Raw genomic sequence first — 23,139 nt, forward strand, 5'->3', positions numbered from 1 at the left:
CTATCTTAAATGTTTTAAAGTTAGATTAATTTAAATAAAATACAATTACTTAAATATTACGAGTTTTTTCATTTTATTTTAAATAATGAATCACACATTATTTTACCAACTGATAAAAAATGTATTTCCAAAATATTCATTAATAAAAAAAACCAATCAAAATACATATAAATATAATGTTTTTCCTTGTTTTTTGATTGAAAAGTGATATATTTCCCTCGCCTTACTTAAGCAGAATAAACTTGCTGAAAAGTAATGGATTTTATTTTAAAAGGCTATTCTGGGGGTTTTATGAAAAGATTTATTTTTATGGCGGCGGTTTCTCTCTTAAATATAGCAAATGCACAAGCTGCAGATGGCACAATTACTATTAATGGTCTTGTCACGGATAATACTTGCACTATTGATACTGGAGATAAAAACTTAACAATCAATCTGCCTACAGTTTCATCTCAAACATTAAAAAATGCAGGTGATGTCGCTGGTCGTACCCCATTTCAAATTAATTTAACGAACTGTTCTTCTGCTGGCAAAGTAGCCACTTATTTTGAGCCTGGTGCTACCGTTGACTTTAATACTGGTCGTTTATTAAACCAAGCAACTTCGGGCGGGGCAACAAACGTGAATATCCAGTTGCTCGGTAGTAATAACGCTGTAATCCCTGTACTCGCTACAAGCACAAATGGAACTCAGACCAACTCACAATGGGTGAATGTTTCAGCAGGTGGTGATGCTGACCTTAACTATTATGCTGAATATTATGCTACAGGTGCTTCTACTGCGGGTACGGTAACATCGCAAGTAAAATACACCATTATTTATCAATAACATTAAAATTATTGAAGCTTCTATTTAGAGATAGAAGCTATCTCCTATCTATTATTAATTATTGAGAATATGACTCATGCTTTTTCGTGGTCGTAAGTTTTTTTGGGGATTAGTTTGCCTACAGGTAGCACTGACTACAACAGGCCATACTGAAATTGTTTTACATGGAACTCGTGTCATTTATCCTTCAAATGCACGTGAGATCACTTTGCAACTGAGTAATAACGGTACTGCTCCTTCTCTTGTTCAAGCTTGGATCGATGATGGAAATGCAAAGTCGACTCCCGATGAAGCAAATGTGCCCTTCATTATTACTCCCCCGATTTCACGAGTAGAGGCGACTAAGGGCCAGACATTAAGAATTACAGCTCTACCTAATACGTCTCAATTAAATCAGCAACAAGAATCTATTTTTTGGCTTAATGTTTTAGATATACCTCCTAAACCGGAAGGCAAAACTCAACAAGACCAAACCACCTCTATTTCTAATAATTTTTTACAGCTCGCTGTTCGTTCACGCATTAAATTTTTTTATCGCCCTATAAATCTAAAAGAAAATATTGAACAACTAAGTGAGAAAGTTCAATGGAAAATAAATGATCAATATCTAGTAGTAAAGAACCCGACACCCTTTTTCCTAACTATTAGCTCCATTTTTCAAGGAGGTGAAGGCCATAAAACAGACTTATTACAACAAGGTTTAATGGTTGCCCCTTTTTCCGAAGATAAAATAAAAATAAAAAATAAAAAATTAGCAGATATGAGCTTTGTATATATCAATGATTATGGTGGAAGAGTTGAGCACCCAATAAAGTTCTAACCTCACTGTATTACTTAAGAAAACCTAAATACCTATCATGAATAGGCTCTAAAACTATGTCTAAATGGTTTATACCTTATATATGTTTAAAAAGCCCTTTTACTTGTTATGTGGCCTCAAGTATTGCGATATGTATGCCTTTGGCTGCATATGCCGAAAATAGTACCGATGTTTCAGGTTTCTCAAAAGCAGAGTTTGATAGTAATTTTTTAGTAGGTAATGCGCAAAAAATTGATATTGGTCGTTTCAAATATGGAAACCCCATCTTAGCTGGTGAATATAGCTTGGATGTCTATATTAATGGTCAATGGCTGGGTAAACGACGTATGCGCTTTAATGCTCGCTCTCCTAACGTAAATGCCGAAACCTGTTTTACGGAAGCCATGTTACTAGAATATGGTGTAAAAGCTGACGTGCTTAGCCAACATTCTCATACATCCTCTCTTTCTTGTGACGCACTAGGGACTTGGATAGATAATGCTTTTTATTTATTTGATAGCTCTCGTTTAAGAATTGATATTTCTATCCCCCAAGTCACATTAGAAAAAAATGCACAGGGCAATATCGATCCACATCTTTGGGATCGAGGTATTAATGCAGCTTTTTTGACATATAACGCGACTGCTTACCGGATAGTTAACGAACAACATGAAAGTACATATGCTTTTATGGGGACGAATCTTGGAGCAAATTTAGCGAGTTGGCAATTTCGCCATAATGGACAATGGAAATGGCAAGACCATACTGATTTTCAATCTGATAATTCTTCTTATACTTCAACGAATACATATATACAAAAAGCATTTCCGAAAATTCATGGCGTTCTGACTTTAGGCGATTATTTTACCAATAGTGATTTTATCGACTCTTTACCATATCGCGGAGTAAATATTTCAAGTGATGACCGAATGCTTCCAAACAGTATGCTCGGTTACGCTCCCAGAGTGAGAGGTTATGCAAAAACCAATGCGAAAGTCGAGGTTAGGCAACAAGGCAATTTAATTTATCAGACAACGGTACCACCTGGAAACTTTGAAATTAATGATCTTTACCCAACGGGATTTGGAGGTGAGCTACAAGTTTCGGTAATTGAATCTAATGGAGTAATTCAAAAATTCTCTATTCCCTATGCTTCTGTCGTCGAAATGCTACGCCCTCAAATGAGTCGATACTCTTTTACTTTAGGACAGTTTCGAGATTCAAACCTTAGCCTAACTCCATGGCTGATACAGGGTAAGTATCAACGGGGAATTAATAATTACCTCACAACTTACAGTGCGGTTCAAGCGACCCAGCAGTATCTCTCGTTATTACTAGGCACAGCTTTTTCAACACCCATTGGAGCTGTCTCTTTTGATGCCACTCAATCAAAAGCTGAGTTTGATCATCAATCTAAAATGACAGGGCAAAGTTATCGTTTAAGTTACAGCAAATTATTTTCCCCAACAAATACTAATTTAACATTAGCTACTTATCGCTATTCAACAGAGAACTACCTCAAATTGCGTGATGCAATTTTAATTCAAGATTTACAACAACAAAATATTGATAGCTTTTCAGTAGGCAAACAAAAAAGTGAATTCCAGATTACTTTAAATCAAGTTCTTCCAAAGCAATGGGGAAATTTTTATTTAGTGGGTTCATGGACAAACTATTGGAATCAACCCACGACCAATAAACAGTTCCAATTAGGTTATAGCAATCAATTTAAAGATTTAACTTATAGTTTATCCGCAATTAGCAGCGAGATTGATGAAGGTGGCACTCGCACAGGTCAAGATACGCAGTACCTTGCTTCTTTATCTTTTCCATTAGATTTTAAGAAAAATTCTCTGACTTTTAATAGTGTTATTGGTGAGGATAGCCAGACTTTAAGCTTCAGTGGCTTTACAGGAAGTCGTTTAAACTACGGCGCATCAATTTCTAATCAGGACCATGGTCAAACCAACCTGAATATTAATGGCACCTATAAAACAAACTATACAACACTTGGTGCTTCATTAAGTCACGCAGATTCATACCAACAAGAAATGCTTAACTTCAGTGGCAATATTGTTGCACATTCCCAAGGAATTCTGTTTGGGCCAGATCAGGCTCAAACCCTGGTGCTGGTCTATGCACCAGATGCTACTGGAGCACAAGTCGGTAATACACCAGGGCTCAGTATTAACAAAAAAGGATATGCCGTTATTCCCTATGTTACGCCTTACCGTATGAATGACATCAGTCTTGACCCACAAGACATGTCCACACAAGTTGAACTTGGTGAGAGCAGTTTACGGATTGCCCCCTATGCAGGCTCAATCACTAAAGTTCAATTCTCAACAAAAAAAGGTTATGCACTTTTTATTAGTACAACAACATTAGATGGCTCACATCTACCTTTTGCCGCACAGGTATACAACCAGAATAACGAAGTAATAGGTATTATCGCGCAAGGCAGTCGCATTTATTTACGAACACCCTTAACCCATGACCATTTATATGTGAAATGGGGAAATACGAGTACTGAAAAATGTGAAATTGAATACGATATAGCGGATCAAATAAAGCATAACAACCAACCAATTATTATGACAAAGGCAGTCTGTAAATGAATAATATTTTAAAAAAAATTGGATTTTTGGCAGTGAGTCTATTTGCTTATAGCAATACAAATGCAAATTGTAATTTAAGTAAAGGATTTACTACCGTCGATATTCCGATGAATATAGGTAAAATCGTAGTAAAACCAAATGATCCAATAGGAACGATCTTACAAAAGAATACTTTTATAGTTTCTCCTAATAATTCGACTGCAACTTGTAATCGCGCGAGTGATCAAATTATTGCAGCTCTCCCCTTAAATTATCCAATTAGTCCTATAGGTAATAATGTTTATGCGACCAATATTCCCGGTATTGGTATTCGTCTTTACCGTGAAGCTTCTGATGCTTCAGATTTTTCAGGATATTATCCCTATAGACGTACATTAACACCAAATAAAGCATATACGCTTTCACCAGGGTATTTTGTTATGGAGGTTATTAAAACTGCCATGACAACAGGTTCTGGAGCACTAGTCGCAGGCCGTTACAGCACCTATTATGTATCAGGACAACAGAACCGCCCATTTTTAACAACTACCGTATTAAGTAATGCCCCTATTCTTATTGCATCTTCATCATGTGAAATTCAAAATGGTGTAGATACGCCAGTTCAACTTCCAACCGTAATGAAATCAGGTTTTAAAACTATTGGTTCAACCCAAGGGGAACAGAATTTTAATTTATCAATCTTATGTAATGGCGGCGAAAACAACTCTGGTATTGCCACAAGTAACCTGATTAGTTTAAGTTTTGATTATAATTCTGATACCTCAAATAATCAGGTGATTAACAACAGTGCCGCGAATTCAATCAAAGCTAATGGTGTGGGTGTCGAACTGTTATGGAATATGAATGGAGCAAATAAGCCGATTCAAAAAGCAAGCAAACTAAATATAGGTATGGTGAGTTCCAACCAAACTATAGAATACGATATTCCTTTAACTGCTCGTTATTATCAAACTGCCACCAATGTAACCTCAGGTGAGGTTAAAGCCACAGCGACTGTTACGATTCAATATGATTAACTACTATCTATAAAATTACGAAAAATAAATAAGCTTAATGCTATCAAGAGAACTCAAAAAACTCATGTTTTTCAAACTTTGTAGTTCTATTAAAAAATCACATAAAAAAATGCTCATAAGCAAAAATAGCAAATGAGCATTAGTGATAACCACTTAACCTGAAATACAAATTGTGGGAAATAGATCACAATTTGCATGAGTATAATTTCAAAAAATAGCTTAAAGATCAAGTCTTTTTTTTAACAAAGATTCTAATAGATAACATAAAGCATTGTTTTAAATAAATTAAAAAAATAAATTTAATTCATGAACACTATTTTATAGTGTTTCTAAAGAATTATCATTCTATTAATTAATAAAAACTTAATTTTAAGAAAAATTAAAATTCACTCTCCAATTCGAATAAAATAAAAATCTATTTTATTTTCATATGGTTAAATCAAAATCATAAATTTTTTAATTTTACTAAATTACATAATTTATAATAAAAAAAACATAAAAAAATTTAGAATTCCCCTTCAATTACAAATAATATCTTTAGACTTTTTATCAGAACGTAACATGCTCATTTTTTGGAAAATATTATGTATCTTATTACTAAGTCTAGGCGCTACAAGTATAGGTTTTGCGATTAGTCACATTGATCTTTTTCTTTTTTTTATAGGTTTGCTTTTATTAACCTCCTTTATCTTAGCTTTAAAGCAAGCACGTGAAGATGCAGGTTTCTTCCCTGATAATTAAAATATTATGAATTTCTAGGATATAGCATCCATACTAAAATCATGGTTGAATGCGCCATATAGTCTATAGGGATATGTGATCTAAATATGTCAAAAAGTTCTTCAGATGCTGGAATTTTTTTATGGATGACTTATCAGACTATGCAAAAGATGGGCTTAGATGCAGCATCTATTTTTGCAAGTGTGAATTTGCCCAATCAACCGCCAGATAAAAATATTCGTAGAGATAATTCTACCCAACAACGATTTTGGAGAGCAGCTGAAGAAATCAGCCAAGATACAGACATTGGTCTACATGTAGGAAAGCAAATGCCTCCCTTCAGGGGATTAGTAATTGAATATCTATTTTTGAGTAGCTCAACTTTCGGAGAAGGTTTGCAGCGGGCTCTTAGATATCAGGCCATACTTACAGATGTATTTGATCTTAAATTAACAGTTAAAGACGATAAAGCAATATTGTCTGGTTTTGAGCACCCTGTAAGACATTATCTAGAATGTGGGATTGGTATTTTTCTTAATTTTTTTAACTATATTACAAATAATGAGTTCAAACCCACTCAAATTATCTTGCCATATCAAAAAGGTGCATCAGTAGAAATTTATGAGGAAATATGGAATTGTTCCGTGATTTTAGGGCAAACAGAAGGTTCTATCATTTTTCCTAGTGTACTTTTAAATAAAGCTTCACCAGCTGCTGAGCCAGAATTATTAAGAATTCATGAAACTCTTGCAGGACAACAGTTACTAACTTTAGAAAAGCATCAACTTGTTTATGCTATTGAAAGTTTGCTTAGCAATGGATTACTTGAATCTGGACAATTTGATCAAAAATTTATTGCTGAACAATTAAACCGTAATCCCCGTACCCTTCGGGCAGACTTACAGGCAATTAATACAAATTACGAAAAAATTTTAAATCAGCATCGGGAAAAAATAGCCAGACGTTTACTTGCTCACACACAAGAAACCATCGATCAAATCGTTTATCTAACTGGTTTTTCTGAGCCCTCTGCCTTTACACGAGCTTTTAAACGTTGGTCGGGTGAAACTCCTAGTGCTTACCGCCAACGTAAACAAAAATAGTTAAATTGATTCTAAAGACACTTATATAGCTGCCTTTTAAGTCAAAGGGATAAAACATTCTTCTTTTACAATCACTTTAAATTGTAATTAAGAAGTTTTGAATATGCTCGGATTTCCCGTAGGTGTTTTTGTTGCAAATGGCCTTGAATGGTACTTTCATAAAGTTTGGTTACATGAATATCCAAGTCAGTATCGTAATAGTCCATTTTTTACTCATATCGCGCATCATAAACGCGCTCGTTTAAATAGCTTTCAAGATGAAGGTTATGCTGAATCGATGTTCAAAAATGCAGAAATTTATAATGAAAAAACAGCATTAATTGGGTTAGCTGGCGCTGCTACAATTTTTTTGCCTGTAGCCCCGTTTTTTACAGCTGGGCTTTATTATGGGTTATGGAATTATTGGCGTGTACATGCAAAATCACATTTAGATCCAGAATATGCAAAAAAAAGAATTCCTTGGCACTATGATCATCATATGACAAGCAACCAAAATGCTAATTGGTGTGTTACCAAACCTTGGTTTGACTATATTATGGGAACAAGGGTCACTACCGAAGCATCTCAAACTGAAACAAATCCATTAGGTATCAAATTACCAAGGTTTTTAGAAAAACCAATTAATTTTACTGCTCGACGGATACTTTCCAAGTCGTATACAAAAATTGATTTAAATTCTAATCAGGATCAATCCAATTTACGCAATGGAATAGAAGTCAATTTGACTTAAATATATCAAAATAAAAAGCTGCGGACTTCAGCGGCTTTTTATACAAATGAATAGCCCCTAAACTTTCAAAGGCTCAAAACAAGATACGAGAAAGTCCATCACTACTCGAATTGCAGGGCTATGACGTAAATCTTCGTGTGTAACTAGCCAGATTTCAGCACTCATAGGATGATCATCCTGCAATCTTTCTAAACTGCTGAGTGCCCCTAAAAAATCAGGTAAAACAGCCAACCCTGCTTCCCCACATGCAGCTCTCCACTGTAACTCAGGATGGTTGGTAACCATTATGGGTTCTTTATAATTTAATCTTTCTTTTAGTTTTTGCTGTTTTTGGCCATGTACTCCCCCCACTTCTACACTAATCCATTCATAATTTTCAGGATCTGTTGAAGCTAAATAATTTGGGCCTGCATATATTCCAAAAGGTATTTCCCCTACTTTGCGAGCTACTAAATTTTCATCTTTAGGACGGCCAAATCTTACAGCAATATCAGCCTCACTATGCTGCAAAGAAACATAATGAACATCACCGAGTACACGCAATTTTAATTGAGGATAATGACGATAAAACGCCCCCAGATGAGGCATGATGAGATGTGCAGCAGTTAAAGGAGGCATACTAATAGAAACGCTACCCATTACTTCTTGCTGACCAGCCTGAGTTAAACGTTCAATAGAAAAAGTTTCTTCCATCATACGCCCAACTACTTGTGCAAGACGTTCACCATCAGGAGTAAGAATGTAGGTCCGTGGTCTACGATCAACCAATTTAAGTTTTAAGTTTTGTTCAAGCTGAGCAATTCTTCTGGATACAGTTGCATGATCTACACCCAATTTTCTTGCGGCAGCTGACAGTGACTTCTCTTCAGTAAAAACTGAAAAGTAATGTAAATTTTCCCAATCGATCATTGTGCAAATTTTCACATTAGACGTGTATTAATACGGAATTGTACACCTTTATATAATTGCCCAGAATAAAACCTTTCTTAGTGGGAGCCTGTCGATGAACAGAACGGTGGCTTATGCCTATGCTGGTATCGTATTAACGATGTTTTTTTGGGGATCAGCATTTAATGCAATGTCTTATATCATTCATCATATGCCTCCGCTATCTGCCGCATCTGAACGATTTTCAATTGCAAGCCTAGGCTTACTTCTAATCTTTTCAATAACAGGCAAACTAAGATGGGCAGTCTTAAGTCAAAATTTGTTTATCTACCTTGTTATTGGGGTAATCGGAATTGCAGGATTCAACATAGGCTGTTTTTATGGATTACAAACGACATCTGCCGTGAACGGTGCTTTAATTATGGCAACTACACCGTTAATGACTCTATTAATGACAATTGTTTTGGACGGTGAAAAACTTACCCCTAGTAAATTTTTAGGTGTTTTATTCGGTTTAAGTGGTGTGTTGCTGGTCATTAGTCAGGGCCATATAACAACGTTACTTCACCTGAAAATAGATATTGGAGATCTATTTATATTATTAGGAGCTTTTGGTTTTTGCTTAGCTAATGTTCTATCTCGCCGCTATGTAAAAAATGCCACTCCGCTAGAAACAACAACTTTTTCTATGATGTTCGGTGCAATAACCCTTAGTGTGTTAAGTATGATATTTGAAGACCCTCTGTCAGCAATTGCATCTGCACCTGTAAATGCACATTTAGCCATGGGATATGTCGTTATTTGCTCAACAATGATTGCTTATTTATTCTGGTTTAATGGCATACAAAAGTTAGGGGCTGGACGTGCTTCCGTCTTTTTTAACTTTGTACCAGTGTTCAGTATGCTGATCGCCTTACTTACTGGACAATCTCTTAATATCTGGCAATTGGTAGGTACAGCGTTAGTCATGCTGGGTGTAATGAGTAGCGGAGGTTTTTTAAAAATTAAGACTAGTCCGCTTATAAGCAAACATTATACAAAATAGGAAATATGCTGCTACATTTAAAAATTTTATGTTTATCATGTAGCAGCATCTTCAAATACAAAATAGAAAAATTATTTATTTACTAAACCATTTAATTTTATAACATTTATTTTAAAAATATCTTTTTACATTTTTTATTATTTATAACAAAAGCTCTTCTTAATTATTCCGTTGTAACAAATAACGTATGTTTCTTTAAAAATTAATAAAAGATTGCCATATATAGTTTTAAAACAACCAACGGAGATATTAAAAATGAAGCTGGATTTCACAACCATTGAAAAGCAAGCCAAATTGCTACAAGAAGAGCAAGAAAAAATAGAGCAACAAGATCATGACTTTCAAGTGGCTTTAGATAAACATAGAGAATCTTTAAAGAATTTATTTAAAGATCTTTTCTCTGAGTATGAAATTAAAACAGAAAATGGAGGTCATTTTTGTGTGAATTTTGGAAATTTCAAAATTTCCTTATTGATTGAAACTGCTAAATTTGAGAATGGTGTTCCTGTAAAATTAAATTCGGTAAACCCTGTTATTATCAAATTAAAAAAAGACAAACCTGTTGCCAAAGCACAATTTACCGATGCAACTCAATATTTAGATAATTATTCAGAAACTCCAAACTATCAGTATTATTATAAACAAGAAGATAAAACCCAACTCGTCCAATTTTCTGAACTTCCAACTTTTTTTCAAACGATCTTAGACACTAATGTATAAAGTATGGCCCTCAATAGAGGGCTTTTTTATATATTATTTTTTCATTATTTAAGCCTATTGAAAATAAAAACAGACTAAATTTTTTTATTATTTATTAAATACTTAAACTACTTTTAACTTCAAAAGACCCAAAAAACATTTGATTATTTTTCAAATAACTTGTATATACATGTTTGTATTTGTTTGTACAAATACTGACTTAATAAAAATAGAGTGGACTCTTAAAGGACAAGGAGAGTGTAATGGACTCATCGGCTGAGAAACCAAATAGTAGTTTTATTGAAAACCGAAGCATTGACTTTATTCCAGAAAATGAAAGACATGGCGGAGTGTTTGCTCAATTCACCCTCTGGTTTGGTGCCAATTTACAAATTACAGCCATTGTGACGGGTGCATTAGCAGTTGTATTAGGTGGTGATGTTTTTTGGTCGATTATTGGTTTATTTGTGGGGCAATGTTTTGGTGCTGCTGTCATGGCTCTACATGCTGCTCAAGGTCCAAAATTAGGCCTTCCCCAAATGATTTCAAGTCGTGTCCAGTTTGGAGTATATGGTGCTTGTATTCCAATCATACTCGTCTGCCTCATGTATCTTGGGTTTACCGCAACTGGAGAGGTGCTCGCGGGTAAAGCAATTGCACACCTCGCACATGTCAGTAATACAACAGGCATCTTAATTTACGCATGTTTAATTATTATATTTGCAACGATTGGATATCGTTTAATTCATTTGGTCGGCAAAGTAGCCAGTATTATTGGTCTGATTGCTTTTGTCATTATTCTGACTCAAATCTTAGCGCTTTCTGATTTCTCTGAACTCTTAGCAGTACGTCATTTCAATTGGTCTTCATTCTTATTAGCTGTTTCACTTTCTGCTTCTTGGCAAATCTCTTTTGGACCTTATGTTGCAGACTACTCCCGCTATCTTCCAACTAAAACATCTTCGTCTCATGTTTTTTGGGCTGTTGGCTTAGGCTCTTTATTGGGTTCACAGATTTCCATGACTTTAGGAGTTTTGATCGCTCAGGTTGCAAACGGCAATTTTGTTGGAAATGAAGTTCAATATGTTGTGGGTATGAATCCAATTGCCCTAGTCGTAACCTTTTTATATTTTAGTATTGCTTTTGGCAAAGTTACTCTGACTACCTTAAATGCTTATGGTAGTTTTATGTGCGTTGCTACGATTTGGAATAGTTTTAAATCGACAAATCAAATTTCAAAAATAACAAGATTACTCATTGTCCTTGCTATGGTTGTGATTTCTACTTTCATTGCAATTATAGGCGAGCACACATTCTTAAGTGCTTTTAAAGCATTTATTCTGTTTTTACTTACCTTCTTCATTCCATGGAGTGCTATTAATCTGGTTGATTACTACTTTATCTCTAAAGAAGAATGTGATGTAGAGGCACTCTATGATCCAAATGGCAAGTATGGCCGTTGGAATCGAATTGGTATCACCTGCTACTTTCTAGGTATTTTGATTCAACTGCCCTTTATTGATAGTAAATTTTATACGGGACAAATTGCTGAGATGTTAGGAGGAATTGATTTATCATGGCTGGTAGGACTGATCTCTACTGCAGTGATTTATTATATTTTCGCCAAGAAAGCTCAACTCAAGTTTTCAAAATCGTTAGTCATTGATCAAATCAAATAATTAAACTAGATAAGCTATCAAAGTCACGCACCTTGATAGCTTATTGAGCTGATTTTGCAACTATTCTTATAGCGCTTTAGCCTGTGCCGAATTAGGCAATCCAAATAACTTATCAAAGCTCCAATTAAATATAAAAGTATAGATAGGAATAATGATAATAAAAGCCACGTCTAACCAAAAAGAGGCAATCAGAGAAATATCCATCCACCATGCAATAAGAGGAATCAAAAACAGAACCAAAGTAAGCTGAAAACCAATGGCATGTCCCACTCTACGCTTAACTGTGCGGACATTACTGCTTTGTCTAGCCTCCCACTTCTCATATAAAATATTGTAGATAAAATTCCAAGTTACAGCGATGGTCGTAATCATGATAGCAAGAGGACCAGTATGTTCCACACTATCACCTGCCAAAATTGCTAACCCTACTGATGAAATGATCATTCCGATGACTTCATATGAAGAAACATAGACAATTCGACGCTTTATACCTTGCATAATAGGCAAACTCTAATTAATTCTTTATATTTTAATTTCAGTTAAAATCATATATAAAGTTAATAGCTTTCAGTTCAACTGATATCAAAATGAATTTTAACAGCGAAAATATTGAACTCTTTATTACTGTACTAGATACGGGATCTTTCTCAGCAGCCGCCCGCAAACTAAATCGGGTACCCTCAGCAGTCAGTATGGCAGTTGCTAATCTAGAGGCAGAATTGGATTACACCTTATTTGAACGTACTCCTCGCAAAGTCATTCCTACCGCTAAAGCATTAGCTTTGGAACCTCAAGCGCGAATTATTTCTGAACAACTTAGGCTATTTAGTACTCATGCGCATGAACTTTCTTTAGGCCTCGAAAGTAAATTACGTATTGGCGTGGTCTCAGATGTAAATACCAAATTATTATTCTATTCAATAAAAAAGTTAGCTGATAAATTCCCCTTACTGAATATCGAGGTTATTACTGCACCTCAAGATGACATCGTCAATTTACTTTATAAGGAAGAAATTAGTCTTTGTTTAGCAGGTTCAGACCTCAATATAAAAATGCGTGAAAACTTGCAACTGGTAATGACTGAAACAGTCGTTGCTACAATTTCATCTAGTCATAGTCTTCTACAAGAAAAAAAAAAGCAGTTTTCTATCGAAGAGTTAATCAATATTAGACAAATTGTAGTGGCGAGTAGTGACCATGAAATGACAGATTCCCGTTCAATTATTGGTGCAATGTACTGGAAAACGAATAATCTACAAACAGCAATTAATATGGTTGAGGCAGGACTCGGTTGGGGAAATTTCCCATTATCATTAGTACAAGAAAAAATCAATCAAGGTCAGTTAGTTCTTTTAGATTTTAAAAACACCAGAAATCATTTACCTCTATCCATTTATTTAATTTGGCTTCAAGACCGCCCCTTATCTAAAGCAGCTAGAGAACTCATCCAGATTATTCAAGAGAATTTATAATTTCTTATACTGTAGTTCTGAGCACGTATGATCTCTCTATAGTTTTATTTTCTAGTTATATACTTACTTTTATAATTTAGATTATTGCTCTGTCCTATTTCTCCATCTTACAAAAAGCAAGAAGCCTACTTTAAAAAGCAGGCTTCTTACTGTATTTCAGGACTAAGTAATATTTTTTATTTTGAAAAATACATTTGTACTTTATTAAAACCAAGCATTTTAGTCAAGAATAAATTCAATAAAATACAACAATTTGTATAAAACATGAAAGTAGTCACACTTTAAGTTTTATATAAAAAACAAATTAAAAAAGAAAGAAATTTCAATAAAAAACTCTTACTCTCTCCACTAAAAAATTCTATTTTTTAATAAATTGAGATAAATCTCTTAATGTTAATATATTCTAGTTTCATTTATTAATTTCTGTATTTCACCCTTAAATCTTTATTCATTGTATATGTTAGATTAATTCTTGTTAAAGACTTTGGCTTTTAATATTAACTGAGTAATTTCCACCAAACCCTATATCTATAAGTGAGAGTAAAAATCCTTTGCCGACCCTAAAATAAAATTAATTTCATAAATATTATGATTTTTCATTCTTATTTTTAGAATATAAATTATTTATTCTGATTTGAATAATTTATAAAATATACTTATCTTCAATAAATTTATTCTAGTCTTTATCAAACATCAAAGAAAAATTTTCATTAAAAAAAACAACAACAAGTTAATAATTCTATTAATAAATTTAGAATACTCTACAATCATTATTGAAATAATATTTATAAATCAAATATAAAATACACATATATAAATTATGTTTGTACTTCGCTAGTTTGAGTCACTTTATCTAACTTATATTTTTTAGTAGTATCCAATTAACCTCACTCAACTTGGTTGTATATTCAAACAATATTTGTTTTAAAAGAATTAACAATTTGAACAGGATAGGCAATTAAATCTCATTCACTATAAACTTCAAACTGGAATAAGATCTAATTGATCGATAAATAACTTTCTTCACTTTACTCGTGAAGCACTCATACGCTAGAATCATGATCGCTTGTAATATTTAACTAAAATAACACAATCTTTTTGGGTCTAGTATGCGCCTAATTTAGAAAATGACTTGTGTTTGATTAAAAAATTGATTAGTATTGCACGCACTGAAAGGCCTTGAGATTTAAAGCTTTTCTGACTTATAGGGCCTATAGCTCAGTTGGTTAGAGCAGCGGACTCATAATCCGTTGGTCCCGTGTTCAAGTCACGGTGGGCCCACCAAATTCAAACCCCATAAACTAAAAAGTTTATGGGGTTTTTTAATATATTTTTTCAGGCTATCAGATGCTTTCATCTACTTTATAGTTCACCCGTTTAATAATCCGTTGATCTTTATCCTTCATTTAAACTTTTTGAGCACTTTGTTTTTCTTCTCAGTATAAGATGAATCTTCTATCATCCAAATCGTTAACACTTAAAATAAAAAAACAATTAGAATTGGGTAAATCTAGAGTTTCTGCAATTTGACCTTTTCTCCTATTAGGACAAGGGGCTTCAGAAGGTTATCTGGAACTGTTGGCACATGATAGTAATAAGAGTATCTATACTCTAAATTTAACAACGTATCCTCCGAATGTAGTTCAAGAATTTATCACTTTAAATAATCACTCATAATGAATCTGCTAGTTTATTTCATTATTTAGTAAAGCTATGTCTTTTATAGCTTAAGACTCAAATTTGATTATTTTTAAAGCAAGTTTTCTTAGTAACTAGTATCAATTATCAAGAAAAATAAGAGTGTGAATTGCATCACAATACTAAGAAATATACCTATTCTTAAAGCCCTCTACAAGTTTTAGTTATTCAACCCTCCAAAGCTCAAAACATCATTTTGCTTAAAAACCGTAAGAACTTACAGTTATTTCCTTTCAAAAAAATCATTACATTCTGGTTAAAGAATAAGCAGATGTATTGATATCGAAAGATCGCAGAAATACATCTACCTCCAAGAAATCATCCTGTATTGGGGTGGATGTGGATTCCAGAAACCACAAAAAATAAATGGGGCGAATTTCGGAAAAGCCAGATGAGTACGAACATTTAAAAGGAAGTATTAAAATGAGCAAATGTCAATGTGAAAAAGACGTGGTTCCTGACTACACAAAAGTCGGTTTTGAAAAACAATCTGCAAACGCTAATTTAGCAAGTGAAAATACCAACTTAACAACTGAAAATAATATAACTGTAGAAGGTCTCAAAAGCCAACTAGATTCAGCTGGAGTTCAAGCACTAAACCTTCAAGCTTGTGTTTCAGCTTCTTACGATCCGACAACAAACAAAATATGTTTCAGCTTCCCAATCATTGGGCAAATTTGCTTCCCATCTCCTATCAGTATTCCAATTGGTGCAACACTCAAAGTCTGCGGTGATGTTTGTACATCATGGGGTATCCCTAAGGGCTTAAAAATTACTCTCTACCTTAATGACAACCCTGTTTGGTCTGGTGTTGTTTGGGGTTCTTGTTGAATTTAATTAGTTATATCAATCTGTTGCACTATAAATTTATAGTGCAACAGATTCACACTTTTTGTCACCCACATTAAATTCTATATTCAAGGTAAATCAAATGAATATGTCATTTATATCTAACATTACTAATTCCTACTATCCGCAACCTCAGTAAAATCACAATACTGTACCGTATAAGCATCACCGTCACGACTTCGCTATTAAGTTATAAAAACTCTGATTTATGGTCACTGAGCAGTAAGTTTCTAGCCCCAATAGACGACCAATATTGTAAATCAGATGAGTAAAGCTTTATTAACGAGTAAATATACACCTACGTTACTAAGGTGTTGTAAGAAAGGGCTTTTAAATCCTACTCATAGAGTGCTTGTTCGCACGTCAAGGTTTATAATTTATTTAGAACTCATAAGAATACGAGACTGAAGTCATCACGCCAACGACCACCCGTACATTTTCCCGATCAATCAATTAATTTCACAAATTTGCCGTTATATAAACCCTTCCAAGGGAATACTTGACCATAAAAATCAAAGACTTTTAATAAAATTTTATCCATTAACGACAAGGGGAAAACATGGAAATTTGGCAAGAAGATCTGATTTCTGCGTCTTTATATGCAAAAGATGTCCATCAGCTGTTTGATATCGCTAAATCAATTAGCGCACAACTAGGATATGACTATTGTGCCTATGGTATGCACATTCCCCTCTCTATTGCTCAACCCAAAACAATCTTACTGAATAATTATCCTGAAGAATGGCAGCAACGTTATACTGAGTGCCACTACGTTGCTATCGACCCAACAGTACGACATTGCCTAAGCTCATTAAAACCAATGATTTGGTCTAGCCAAACAGCAAATAAGCAATCACCAAGAGATTTTTGGGATGAAGCACAATCATACGGTCTAAGTGTTGGCTGGTCACAATCATGTCGAGATTTAATTGGTACACAAGGCATGCTCACACTTGCCAGATCAGCTGATCCAATTTCTGAACAGGAACAAAAATCACAATCCACAAAAATGTTTTGGCTTGCTCAAATGCTGCATAATAGTATTGCCAAAATTGTGAATGACAGAGAGTTCGCTGTTTTAAATCTTAAGTTATCCAGCAGAGAAAAAGAGGTATTGCGTTGGAGTGCTGAAGGAAAAACTGCTTCAGAAATTGCGCTCATTCTATCTATTAGTGAGAGAACAGTGACTTTCCATGTGGTGAATGTAATGCAAAAACTCAATGTAAATAATAAAATTTCGGCAGTCCTTCGCGCAGTAATGCTGGGATTATTATAAATCTGCATCGAAAGCCCTTTAGACATTAGCAACCTAATATAAAAACAACACGTTAAAAATAAAGGGTGTGCCGATTTTGTATTGTTCGTTTTAACTTTAAAAGATCTTTTACTATTCCCATATTTTTGAGCATTCTTTTCAGTATCTATGATTGTTCTAAATTATTGAGTTATTTATTTGTCATGTTCTTAAGCCAAACTCTGTTTAGGGATTGACTCTAAGTTTTCGATTTGAACATCCCAAAATTTTTCCCATAAATCACAATACTCTAAACATAATTTTTCGATATAATTATAATCTTCTTCTGTACAAGCTTGCATCAAGACATACCATAAGTCTTCTTCATGATCATCATCTGCAGCTTCGGCACTTTCATCCTCAGAAATGCCATGCACATGATAATAACCACCACCCTCGACCTCCAAACCTACAGCTTTAGTCGCTTTGCGTAACGGTGGACTATAAAGTATGACCTCCTCTTCTGCGACGGCTAACAAAGCTGAAACAGCTTTATAGTCATCATAAGCATTTTCTAAAAAAACTCTAACTTGATCTGCAATTTCAGTCGGCTGATAAGTCAGACGATCATGTTCCGTAATACCAAAATCATTTAATACATCTTCAAATAAAGGATAGTGAGCATATTCAGGATTCCCCTGATAATAACCATCTTTGTCGAAACCAGGTCGAAACCCAAACTCGTCAAAAATATTTAAACTTAAAAGAAAACGTGGAAACATTTTCGCACCAGCATGCAATCTTGGCTCTAGTTGTTTAGTTTGAAATTGAGCCATGAGCAACGCGTCAGTAAAAGTTTGTACAATTGCATGGCGATATTCTAAGTGTATTTTTTTTAAATTTTCTTTATTAATTTCTCCATTATTTAAAATATCAATTGCAGGATGATGTGAAACTGCATGTTTAGCAATTTTTGCTCTTAATCGGGTCAAAAAGTCTGAATTTTTTTCCCATAGCTCGGCTGAAATGCTTTGCTTCATCCCTGCGAGTGCTTTCTTTCTAGGATTATTAAAATTCTCAAATTTCTTAGGCATATCTACTCTCATTAAACTTATTGAAGCCCGATCGATTTTTACATAATTTATTATAAAAACAATGATTTAAATCAATATTTAAATATATTCCTTCATCAATCCATATTAGAATTAAAATCGTACGAAATCAAATATAAAATTTAAAAAAAATATAGTTAATGATAATCATTATCACAATATAAACTTGTATCCAATCCCTTTTTTTACTATGATAATTCATATTAAAATTTTAATTTTTTAGATTAAGTTATAATTTGTTCTAACTATATGGAATAGTAATGTCAAAAAAAGAAGATATTATAAATACTGCTTTAAATTTATTTAATCAGATTGGCTACAATGCAACTGGTGTTGACCGTATTATTGCTGAATCGAACGTTGCAAAAATGACATTTTATAAATATTTTCCCTCGAAAGAAAATTTAATTATGGAATGTTTGCAACATCGAAATTTAAATATTCAAAATTCAATTAATGAACAATTAGATTTACGTCAAGATGCTAACTCGCTTGAGAAAATCCACATTATTTTTAATTGGTATATTGAATGGATCAATAGTGAAACATTTAATGGATGTTTATTTAAAAAAGCATTTATTGAAGTATCTAAACAATATACTTCAATTCGTGAACCATTTTACGAGTATACGAAGTGGTTAACTCATTTATTACAAGAACAGCTCACTCAATTAGGTATAGAAAACCCTACTCCGCTTACTCATATCATTATTTCTATTATTGATGGGATGATTATTGATGGAACAACAGATAAAACACTTATTAACGCTGAAAAAATTTGGCAATATATTGAATTTTTAATTAATGAAGAGATCCCCCAATCGGTCTCTTAATTTAAAAAATTATCTAAGTTTATTAAGTTTAAAAGAAAAATAAAAAAGAACTTTTTAAATCTTCCACAGCTTAGATAATCATCATTTTTAATGCTCTACGTTAGCTTTCATAATTTTTCTAGGCTTTTTTACAAACTCATATTAGAATCCTGCAAATTTATCAATTTGCACTGATCTATGAAAAAATTTCTAGCTAACTCTATCTTTAAAGCTGCTGGTTGGACCTATAATGTAGATCCTGAAATTCTTGAAAAAAAACAAGTTATTATTGGCTTTGAACATACATCAAATCTAGATGCTGTGCTCTCTATTGCTCTCTTCCAAATTTTAGACATTAAGATTCATACTTTAATAAAAAAAGAACTTTTTAAGGGTCCTCTTAAGCCAGTTTTAGAAAAACTTGGCGGCATTCCTGTTGACCGCAAAGCTAGTAAAGATATTGTTTCTCAAATGGTTGAACAATTTCAAACTCATGAAACTTTTAACTTAGTGATTGCTCCTGAAGCTACTCGTGCGAAAGATGGCTCAGACCGTAAACCTATCCGTACAGGTTTTTGGCATATAGCAAAAGCAGCTAATGTTCCAATCGTACTCATGTATGCCAACGCTCGAAGCAAGCAAGGCGGGATTCTAGGCAAAATTTACCCAACAGACTTACAAAAAGATTTGGAAACGATTAAAGAGTTATATGCGCAATTTGACATAGACGTCAAAATTAACTAAATCAAATTGGGTTTGATTTGGCCTAATCTCATTCATTAGGCCTTAAGCTTATTATTCTTATTCAATTGGCTAACAAAACGCAGGGCAACAGTTTTCAACAAAACCAAGCCTATGCTAATATTCCAGCACTTTTGCATTTTCTTTTTTTGGAGTTCACGTCCATGGCGGGTCATTCTAAATGGGCCAATATTAAGCATCGTAAAGCGAAACAAGATGCAAGTCGCGGTAAAGTTTTTACTAAATATATTCGTGAAATTGTGACTGCTGCCAGACTTGGCGGTGGAGATGCTGCTAGTAACCCTCGTCTACGTGCAGTAGTTGAAAAAGCTCTTTCAGTTAATATGACACGTGACACCATCAACCGTGCAATCCAACGTGGTGCAGGTGGTGAAGATAATGATGATTTAAAAGAAGTAACTTACGAAGGTTATGGTGTTGGCGGTGTTGCTGTTCTTGTTGAAACAATGACAGATAACTTAAACCGTACAGTACCAGATGTACGTCACTGTTTTAGTAAAACAAATGGTAACCTAGGAACTGCGGGTTCAGTCGCTTATTTATTTACTAAACGTGGTGAAATTACTTTTGAAGATGTTTCTTTAGAAGACAAAATCATGGAAGTTGCTTTAGAAGCTGGCGCTGAAGATATTGAAATTTCTGAAGATGAAATTTTGGTAATCACGTCACCAGAAACTTTTGGTGAAGTTCAAGATGCTCTCACTGCTGCTGGTTTAAAATCTGACAATGCAGAAGTGGTTATGAGTCCATCAACCAAAGCTGAAATTACCGATGTCGACCAAGCAAAACAAATTCTTAAAATGATTGATATGTTTGAAGATCTTGATGATGTACAAAACGTTTATACTAACGTTGAGTTCACAGATGAAGTTTTGGCTCAACTTGATGCCTAAATCAAACATTTGAATTAAAAAACGCACCTAATGGTGCGTTTTTTTATAGCTTATTGAGTAGGTTATAGCAGTTAAAAACATTATATTTTTTAATAACAAAGCTGGAATGCAGCGCAACAACATTGTCAATTTTTCCAATACGTTTTAATAAAATTTCACTGTAGTCATCCATGTTACGTGCTACAAGTTCCAAAATAAAATCTGCGCTTTGCCCTGTCACGAGAAATGCATTGGTCACTTCGGGAATTGCTTCTATTTCCGAAAGAAACTTATCAAATGTTTCGGTGTCGTGCTTACTCAATGAAACTTGCAATAAAATGTGTAAGGTAAATCCAAGTTTACTAAAATTAATTTCCCTTTTGAGCTGCCCCATAACATTGGCTTCAATCAGATGCTTAATCCGGCGATGCACAGAACTAACTGACAGATTGATCCGTTCTGAAAGTTCATTCAAATTTAAGTCTTCATGAGACAAAATTTCTAGAATTTGTTTATCAAAACGGTCTAACTCCATTGTTATCTCCAGCCAGAATTTTACAGTGAGGACAGTATACCCTATACAACTCATCTGCATTTAAAATACAAAGGTTTAAAAATAGCTAAAACGTTTATTTCTTTTACACATTTTATTGCAGTCGTGCATTTTAACCGTGCAAATAATGAAGCATATGGCGCATTTTATAGAGTGAATTTCACGCTCTCTTTTATTTTTTCAATATAAGATTTTACGCACACTATCATTTAAACATAAAGCAATGATAATCATAGATATTTTACTATTTTTCTAAATTCTTAAAGTTGGCACTATTATTGTTATGTATTTGCAGGAAAATTTTTATCCATGTCGGGGAGTTCCTGTGAATAAAATCAAAACACTCGTGCTAGCAATGAGTTCTTTAGGCGTAATTAGCGTGACGATGCCTGTGCATGCCGCTACAGATGCTGAAGTTAACGCCTTACGTGATGAAGTAAAAGAGTTAAAACAACTCGTCCAGAAACTATCTGATCAACAAAAAACAGCTTTATCAGTTAGTGCCCCAGCAACAATTCCCGTGGCACCAGCTACCTCTAATCCTCCTGTATCAAAACCAGGTTGGATGGCAATGGCGGATGGGCAAACCCAAGTTAAGCTTTATGGGAATGTCCGAGTAGATGCAACCTATGACTTTAAAGGTTCAAATGGTACCATTTCAAATGCAGCCAACTACCCTTTAAATAAAGATGACCCAAGACAAGATTCGCTAAATGTATCTGCTGCAACTTCACGAATTGGGCTGGATATTACTCGACCTACTCAATACGGAGATTTAACCGGCAAAATTGAAGCTGATTTCATGGGCGGAAATGGCGATAACGGTAATGGTACCTTCCGTGTTCGCCATGCTTATATGTCTTTAGGTAAATGGCTAGCAGGTCAAACGACTTCACCTTTTGTAAATACAGATACATCACCAGAAACACTAGACTTTACTGGTGCAGTCGGAACAGGAACCACTCGTACTGTACAGGTTCGTTACACTCAACCTATTAATGCTCAGCAAAAAATATTAGTTGCCCTCGAAGGCGGTGATGTTGAAAAAGTGAGTAATGCTGCTGGTGGAAGCCGCTTTCCTGCTTTAACTACACGATATGATTTTAAAACAACGGATAATAAAGGCCTATTACAATTACATGGTCTTGCCCATGAAAACCGTGTAGCACCCAAAGATAGCTCTTCTGAAGAAAAATTTGGTTGGGGTGTTGGGGTTGGCGGTAAATATGATTTAACGCCTCAAGATAGCTTGGTTGCTAACTACTACCATGTAAAAGGAGATGGTCGCTATTTATCTTATAGCAACTCAGCCTATGCCTATGACACAACAACTCAGGATATTAATTTAGGTGAATTTGATAGTGCCGTGATTGGCTATCAACGGAAATGGAGCCCTATCCTCCGCTCTACTTTTGCAATAGGCGGTATTCAATATAAAGATGATAGTGTCTATGCAAATAGCAATTTAACCAGTACCAGCTATAACAAAGAAATTTATAATGCCTTGGTCAATTTAATCTGGAATCCAGTTAAAAATATTGATTTAGGTGCAGAATACACTTACGGCCAGCGAGAAACTTTCGCGGGCGATAAGGGTGATTACTCACGTATCAATTTATTAGCGAAATATAATTTCTAAAAATTGGGTGT

21 protein-coding genes and 1 tRNA gene are annotated in these 23,139 nt (G+C 34.3%); 18 read left to right on the forward strand and 4 right to left on the reverse strand.

What is annotated here, in order from left to right; translation table 11 throughout:
• The first annotated feature begins 255 nt into the window (after positions 1 to 255).
• The 7 genes from MMY79_RS11095 (at position 256) to MMY79_RS11125 (ending at position 7,814) form a co-directional block, all read left to right on the forward strand.
• Positions 256 to 828: a fimbrial protein gene (locus tag MMY79_RS11095; RefSeq protein ID WP_252608430.1), complete on the forward strand. Its 573-nt coding sequence runs from the start codon at positions 256 to 258 to the stop codon at positions 826 to 828.
• A 76-nt stretch (positions 829 to 904) separates the two neighbouring features.
• Positions 905 to 1,648 (forward strand): fimbria/pilus periplasmic chaperone, encoded by a 744-nt coding sequence (locus MMY79_RS11100; RefSeq protein ID WP_252608432.1) that lies wholly within the window; start codon positions 905 to 907, stop codon positions 1,646 to 1,648.
• Positions 1,649 to 1,788: 140 nt separating this feature from the next.
• Positions 1,789 to 4,245: a fimbria/pilus outer membrane usher protein gene (locus tag MMY79_RS11105; protein ID WP_252613514.1), complete on the forward strand. Its 2,457-nt coding sequence runs from the start codon at positions 1,789 to 1,791 to the stop codon at positions 4,243 to 4,245.
• Entirely contained in the window at positions 4,242 to 5,261 is a 1,020-nt protein-coding gene (locus tag MMY79_RS11110) for a fimbrial protein (RefSeq protein ID WP_252608435.1), read from the forward strand. The genes MMY79_RS11105 and MMY79_RS11110 overlap by 4 nt, the downstream gene beginning before the upstream one ends.
• Before the next feature lie 561 nt (positions 5,262 to 5,822).
• Complete coding sequence (locus MMY79_RS11115; protein WP_252608436.1) at positions 5,823 to 6,002, forward strand: hypothetical protein; 180 nt, start codon at positions 5,823 to 5,825, stop codon at positions 6,000 to 6,002.
• An 86-nt stretch (positions 6,003 to 6,088) separates the two neighbouring features.
• Positions 6,089 to 7,084, forward strand: a complete 996-nt coding sequence (locus MMY79_RS11120; protein WP_252608445.1) for an AraC family transcriptional regulator — start codon at positions 6,089 to 6,091, stop codon at positions 7,082 to 7,084.
• A 103-nt stretch (positions 7,085 to 7,187) separates the two neighbouring features.
• Positions 7,188 to 7,814: a sterol desaturase family protein gene (locus MMY79_RS11125; RefSeq protein ID WP_252608447.1), complete on the forward strand. Its 627-nt coding sequence runs from the start codon at positions 7,188 to 7,190 to the stop codon at positions 7,812 to 7,814.
• 57 nt (positions 7,815 to 7,871) lie between these two features.
• Here the strand turns inward: MMY79_RS11125 and MMY79_RS11130 are convergent, their stop codons facing one another.
• Positions 7,872 to 8,723 carry a LysR family transcriptional regulator gene (locus tag MMY79_RS11130; protein ID WP_252608449.1) on the reverse strand — a complete coding sequence of 284 codons (852 nt, stop codon included), beginning with the start codon at positions 8,721 to 8,723 and terminating at the stop codon, positions 7,872 to 7,874.
• Between the two features lie 94 nt (positions 8,724 to 8,817).
• Here MMY79_RS11130 and MMY79_RS11135 point away from each other — a divergent pair, with 94 nt between their 5' ends.
• From MMY79_RS11135 to MMY79_RS11145, 3 genes are all read left to right on the forward strand, one after another.
• On the forward strand, positions 8,818 to 9,747 hold the full coding sequence (locus MMY79_RS11135; protein ID WP_252608451.1) for a DMT family transporter: 930 nt from the start codon (positions 8,818 to 8,820) through the stop codon (positions 9,745 to 9,747).
• A gap of 255 nt (positions 9,748 to 10,002) precedes the next feature.
• Positions 10,003 to 10,467, forward strand: coding sequence for a hypothetical protein (locus MMY79_RS11140; RefSeq protein WP_252608453.1), 465 nt, complete (start codon positions 10,003 to 10,005; stop codon positions 10,465 to 10,467).
• Positions 10,468 to 10,709: 242 nt separating this feature from the next.
• Positions 10,710 to 12,125: a cytosine permease gene (locus MMY79_RS11145; RefSeq protein ID WP_252608455.1), complete on the forward strand. Its 1,416-nt coding sequence runs from the start codon at positions 10,710 to 10,712 to the stop codon at positions 12,123 to 12,125.
• Positions 12,126 to 12,191: 66 nt separating this feature from the next.
• Here the strand turns inward: MMY79_RS11145 and MMY79_RS11150 are convergent, their stop codons facing one another.
• The gene (locus MMY79_RS11150; RefSeq protein WP_252608457.1) at positions 12,192 to 12,623 is read right to left on the reverse strand and encodes a PACE efflux transporter; all 432 of its coding nucleotides are present in this window, start codon (positions 12,621 to 12,623) and stop codon (positions 12,192 to 12,194) included.
• Between the two features lie 89 nt (positions 12,624 to 12,712).
• Here MMY79_RS11150 and MMY79_RS11155 point away from each other — a divergent pair, with 89 nt between their 5' ends.
• The 4 genes from MMY79_RS11155 (at position 12,713) to MMY79_RS11170 (ending at position 17,420) form a co-directional block, all read left to right on the forward strand.
• The gene (locus MMY79_RS11155; protein WP_252608459.1) at positions 12,713 to 13,597 is read left to right on the forward strand and encodes a LysR family transcriptional regulator; all 885 of its coding nucleotides are present in this window, start codon (positions 12,713 to 12,715) and stop codon (positions 13,595 to 13,597) included.
• 1,207 nt (positions 13,598 to 14,804) lie between these two features.
• Positions 14,805 to 14,881: transfer RNA gene (locus MMY79_RS11160), tRNA-Ile, on the forward strand.
• Between the two features lie 837 nt (positions 14,882 to 15,718).
• Entirely contained in the window at positions 15,719 to 16,126 is a 408-nt protein-coding gene (locus tag MMY79_RS11165; RefSeq protein WP_252608461.1) for a hypothetical protein, read from the forward strand.
• Positions 16,127 to 16,703: 577 nt separating this feature from the next.
• Positions 16,704 to 17,420 carry a LuxR family transcriptional regulator gene (locus tag MMY79_RS11170; protein ID WP_252608463.1) on the forward strand — a complete coding sequence of 239 codons (717 nt, stop codon included), beginning with the start codon at positions 16,704 to 16,706 and terminating at the stop codon, positions 17,418 to 17,420.
• A 188-nt stretch (positions 17,421 to 17,608) separates the two neighbouring features.
• On the opposite strand, the gene MMY79_RS11175 is transcribed toward MMY79_RS11170, so the two are convergent.
• The gene (locus MMY79_RS11175) at positions 17,609 to 18,472 is read right to left on the reverse strand and encodes an iron-containing redox enzyme family protein (protein ID WP_252608465.1); all 864 of its coding nucleotides are present in this window, start codon (positions 18,470 to 18,472) and stop codon (positions 17,609 to 17,611) included.
• A 278-nt stretch (positions 18,473 to 18,750) separates the two neighbouring features.
• On the opposite strand from MMY79_RS11175, the gene MMY79_RS11180 reads away from it, so the two are divergent.
• The 3 genes from MMY79_RS11180 to MMY79_RS11190 all read left to right on the forward strand — a co-directional run bounded on the left by MMY79_RS11180 (position 18,751) and on the right by MMY79_RS11190 (position 20,957).
• Positions 18,751 to 19,323 (forward strand): TetR/AcrR family transcriptional regulator, encoded by a 573-nt coding sequence (locus MMY79_RS11180; RefSeq protein ID WP_252608466.1) that lies wholly within the window; start codon positions 18,751 to 18,753, stop codon positions 19,321 to 19,323.
• Positions 19,324 to 19,500: 177 nt separating this feature from the next.
• Positions 19,501 to 20,046 (forward strand): 1-acyl-sn-glycerol-3-phosphate acyltransferase, encoded by a 546-nt coding sequence (locus MMY79_RS11185; RefSeq protein ID WP_252608467.1) that lies wholly within the window; start codon positions 19,501 to 19,503, stop codon positions 20,044 to 20,046.
• A gap of 161 nt (positions 20,047 to 20,207) precedes the next feature.
• Positions 20,208 to 20,957, forward strand: a complete 750-nt coding sequence (locus MMY79_RS11190) for a YebC/PmpR family DNA-binding transcriptional regulator (protein ID WP_003651352.1) — start codon at positions 20,208 to 20,210, stop codon at positions 20,955 to 20,957.
• A 43-nt stretch (positions 20,958 to 21,000) separates the two neighbouring features.
• On the opposite strand, the gene MMY79_RS11195 is transcribed toward MMY79_RS11190, so the two are convergent.
• Complete coding sequence (locus tag MMY79_RS11195) at positions 21,001 to 21,471, reverse strand: Lrp/AsnC family transcriptional regulator (RefSeq protein ID WP_252608468.1); 471 nt, start codon at positions 21,469 to 21,471, stop codon at positions 21,001 to 21,003.
• 343 nt (positions 21,472 to 21,814) lie between these two features.
• Between MMY79_RS11195 and MMY79_RS11200 the strand changes: the two genes are divergently transcribed.
• Positions 21,815 to 23,128: a DcaP family trimeric outer membrane transporter gene (locus MMY79_RS11200; RefSeq protein ID WP_252608469.1), complete on the forward strand. Its 1,314-nt coding sequence runs from the start codon at positions 21,815 to 21,817 to the stop codon at positions 23,126 to 23,128.
• Positions 23,129 to 23,139: the final 11 nt, after the last annotated feature.

The sequence above is a fragment of the Acinetobacter sp. XS-4 genome (assembly GCF_023920705.1).
In the GTDB taxonomy this organism is placed as follows: Bacteria; Pseudomonadota; Gammaproteobacteria; order Pseudomonadales; family Moraxellaceae; genus Acinetobacter.

What these genes read in the sequence shown, in the direction of transcription:
- MMY79_RS11095 (WP_252608430.1), top strand. Translation starts at nt 256, where the DNA reads ATGGATTTTATTTTAAAAGGCTATTCTGGGGGTTTTATGAAAAGATTT.
- MMY79_RS11100 (WP_252608432.1), top strand. Translation starts at nt 905, where the DNA reads ATGCTTTTTCGTGGTCGTAAGTTTTTTTGGGGATTAGTTTGCCTACAG.
- MMY79_RS11110 (WP_252608435.1), top strand. Translation starts at nt 4,242, where the DNA reads ATGAATAATATTTTAAAAAAAATTGGATTTTTGGCAGTGAGTCTATTT.
- MMY79_RS11115 (WP_252608436.1), top strand. Translation starts at nt 5,823, where the DNA reads ATGCTCATTTTTTGGAAAATATTATGTATCTTATTACTAAGTCTAGGC.
- MMY79_RS11120 (WP_252608445.1), top strand. Translation starts at nt 6,089, where the DNA reads ATGTCAAAAAGTTCTTCAGATGCTGGAATTTTTTTATGGATGACTTAT.
- MMY79_RS11125 (WP_252608447.1), top strand. Translation starts at nt 7,188, where the DNA reads ATGCTCGGATTTCCCGTAGGTGTTTTTGTTGCAAATGGCCTTGAATGG.
- MMY79_RS11130 (WP_252608449.1), bottom strand. Translation starts at nt 8,723, where the DNA reads ATGATCGATTGGGAAAATTTACATTACTTTTCAGTTTTTACTGAAGAG.
- MMY79_RS11135 (WP_252608451.1), top strand. Translation starts at nt 8,818, where the DNA reads ATGAACAGAACGGTGGCTTATGCCTATGCTGGTATCGTATTAACGATG.
- MMY79_RS11140 (WP_252608453.1), top strand. Translation starts at nt 10,003, where the DNA reads ATGAAGCTGGATTTCACAACCATTGAAAAGCAAGCCAAATTGCTACAA.
- MMY79_RS11145 (WP_252608455.1), top strand. Translation starts at nt 10,710, where the DNA reads ATGGACTCATCGGCTGAGAAACCAAATAGTAGTTTTATTGAAAACCGA.
- MMY79_RS11150 (WP_252608457.1), bottom strand. Translation starts at nt 12,623, where the DNA reads ATGCAAGGTATAAAGCGTCGAATTGTCTATGTTTCTTCATATGAAGTC.
- MMY79_RS11155 (WP_252608459.1), top strand. Translation starts at nt 12,713, where the DNA reads ATGAATTTTAACAGCGAAAATATTGAACTCTTTATTACTGTACTAGAT.
- MMY79_RS11165 (WP_252608461.1), top strand. Translation starts at nt 15,719, where the DNA reads ATGAGCAAATGTCAATGTGAAAAAGACGTGGTTCCTGACTACACAAAA.
- MMY79_RS11170 (WP_252608463.1), top strand. Translation starts at nt 16,704, where the DNA reads ATGGAAATTTGGCAAGAAGATCTGATTTCTGCGTCTTTATATGCAAAA.
- MMY79_RS11175 (WP_252608465.1), bottom strand. Translation starts at nt 18,472, where the DNA reads ATGCCTAAGAAATTTGAGAATTTTAATAATCCTAGAAAGAAAGCACTC.
- MMY79_RS11180 (WP_252608466.1), top strand. Translation starts at nt 18,751, where the DNA reads ATGTCAAAAAAAGAAGATATTATAAATACTGCTTTAAATTTATTTAAT.
- MMY79_RS11185 (WP_252608467.1), top strand. Translation starts at nt 19,501, where the DNA reads ATGAAAAAATTTCTAGCTAACTCTATCTTTAAAGCTGCTGGTTGGACC.
- MMY79_RS11190 (WP_003651352.1), top strand. Translation starts at nt 20,208, where the DNA reads ATGGCGGGTCATTCTAAATGGGCCAATATTAAGCATCGTAAAGCGAAA.
- MMY79_RS11195 (WP_252608468.1), bottom strand. Translation starts at nt 21,471, where the DNA reads ATGGAGTTAGACCGTTTTGATAAACAAATTCTAGAAATTTTGTCTCAT.